Origin of the sequence: Clostridium sp. (assembly GCF_032552055.1) — a bacterium.
Classification (GTDB): Bacteria; Bacillota; Clostridia; order Clostridiales; family Clostridiaceae; genus Clostridium.
The window spans coordinates 1-2,018 of sequence record NZ_JAWGSV010000375.1; the positions used below are offsets into that span (position 1 = coordinate 1).

Annotated in this window: 2 protein-coding genes; both read left to right on the top strand. The window is 28.7% G+C overall.

Annotation, left to right across the window (positions count from 1 at the left end):
- The first annotated feature begins 143 nt into the window (after positions 1 to 143).
- Complete coding sequence (purB, locus tag E6248_RS15680; protein WP_316341699.1) at positions 144 to 1,574, top strand: adenylosuccinate lyase; 1,431 nt, start codon at positions 144 to 146, stop codon at positions 1,572 to 1,574.
- 215 nt (positions 1,575 to 1,789) lie between these two features.
- Positions 1,790 to 1,957: a hypothetical protein gene (locus tag E6248_RS15685; RefSeq protein ID WP_316341700.1), complete on the top strand. Its 168-nt coding sequence runs from the start codon at positions 1,790 to 1,792 to the stop codon at positions 1,955 to 1,957.
- The last annotated feature ends 61 nt before the right edge of the window (positions 1,958 to 2,018 follow it).

Here is a 2,018-nt window from a genome sequence, read left to right on the forward strand (position 1 = left end):
CCTATCTATAGTTTAGTATATTATATTAAAATAATAAAAAAATATTACTAAATAATATAAAAATGCTGAAATAGAAAAGATAATATGTTATAATACGAATATTAATAAGAAATTTAAATAATTTATTCGGAGGTTTTCTAAGGATGAGAGATTTATATAATTCACCATTAAATTCAAGATATGCTTCAAAAGAAATGAGCTACATATTTTCAGATGATATGAAGTTTTCTACATGGAGAAAGCTTTGGGTTGCTTTAGCTGAAGGAGAAAAAGAGCTAGGATTAAATATTACTGAAGAACAAATAGCTGAGCTTAAAGAAAATATTTATAATATTAACTATGATGAGGCTATAAAGAGGGAAAAAGAAGTAAGACATGATGTTATGAGCCATGTTTATGCTTATGGATTACAATGTCCAAATGCAAAAGGAATAATACATTTAGGAGCAACAAGCTGCTATGTAGGAGATAATACAGACATTATCATAATGAGAGATGCTTTATTATTAGTAAAGAAGAAAATAGTAACTGTATTAAATCACCTTTCAAACTTCGCATTAAAGTATAAAGACATGCCAACTTTAGGATTTACTCATTTTCAACCAGCTCAATTAACTACAGTAGGTAAAAGAGCTACCTTATGGATGCAAGATTTAATACTAGATATAGAAAATATAGATTTCCTACTATCTACATTAAAACTTAGAGGAGTAAAAGGTACTACTGGAACACAAGCTAGCTTTATGACTTTATTTAATAATGATGAAGATAAGGTAAAAGCATTAGATAAGATAGTTGCAGAAAAAATGGCCTTTAAAAAAAGTTATGGTGTAACAGGTCAAACTTATCCAAGAAAAATAGATTCAATAGTTTTAAATAGATTATCAGAAGTTGCACAAAGTGCATATAAGTTTAGCAATGATTTAAGATTATTACAAAATATGAAGGAAATAGAGGAACCATTTGAAAAGAATCAAATTGGATCATCTGCAATGGCATATAAGAGAAATCCAATGAGAAGTGAAAGAATGGGTGCATTAGCTAGATATATTATTGTTAATTCATTAAACCCAGCAATAACAGCTGCAACTCAATGGTTTGAAAGAACATTAGATGATTCAGCCAATAAGAGAATTTCTGTTGCAGAAGCTTTCTTAGCATTAGATGGAGTATTAAACTTATATATAAATATAGCTGAAAACATGGTTGTATATGAAAAAGTTATAAGTGCTCATGTTAATAATGAATTACCTTTTATGGCTACAGAAAATATAATGATGGAAGCTGTAAAAAGAGGTGGAGATAGACAAGAGCTACATGAAAAGATTAGGATTCATTCCATGGCAGCAGCACAAAGAGTTAAGGGTGAAGGCTTAGACAATGATTTGATTAGTAGAATAATTAATGATGAAAGCTTTATGCTTAGTCAAGAAGAAATATTAACGATAATAGATCCAAATAAATTTGTAGGAAGAGCACCAAGCCAGGTAGTTGAATTTATAGATGAATATATAAAACCTGTTATAGATGATAATAAAGATGCATTAGAAATAAAATCTGAAATTAATGTATAATTTAAAAGGGGTTGTCTTTTGAGGCAGCTCCTTTTAAATTACAAAAAGTTAAAAAATATTATGGAATTAGAATTGTTTAGTATTGCATATGACTAACTATTTAGTAATTCATAAGCCGAACTGTTTAAAAAGTTCATTATTTAAATACTATATATTATGAATAAATTTGTATAATATGTAAATAATTCTAATAAGTAATGTAAGAGGAGGCTGTCATGGAAGAAAGTAGTATATATTCGTTTAGCGAGTGTTTAGGCTGTGGTGGTACAGGAAGGATAAAGTGCGATTGCAGTACCCTTAAAGAGCCAAATAAGCACTGTGTAACATGCAAAGGGGAAGGTGATTTTATATGCCCAATTTGTGAAGGAGAAGGAAGCTTTTAAGTGATTAGTTAAAGAGAATCTATAATATGCTTAACAAATAGGATGAGTTATAATAATATAT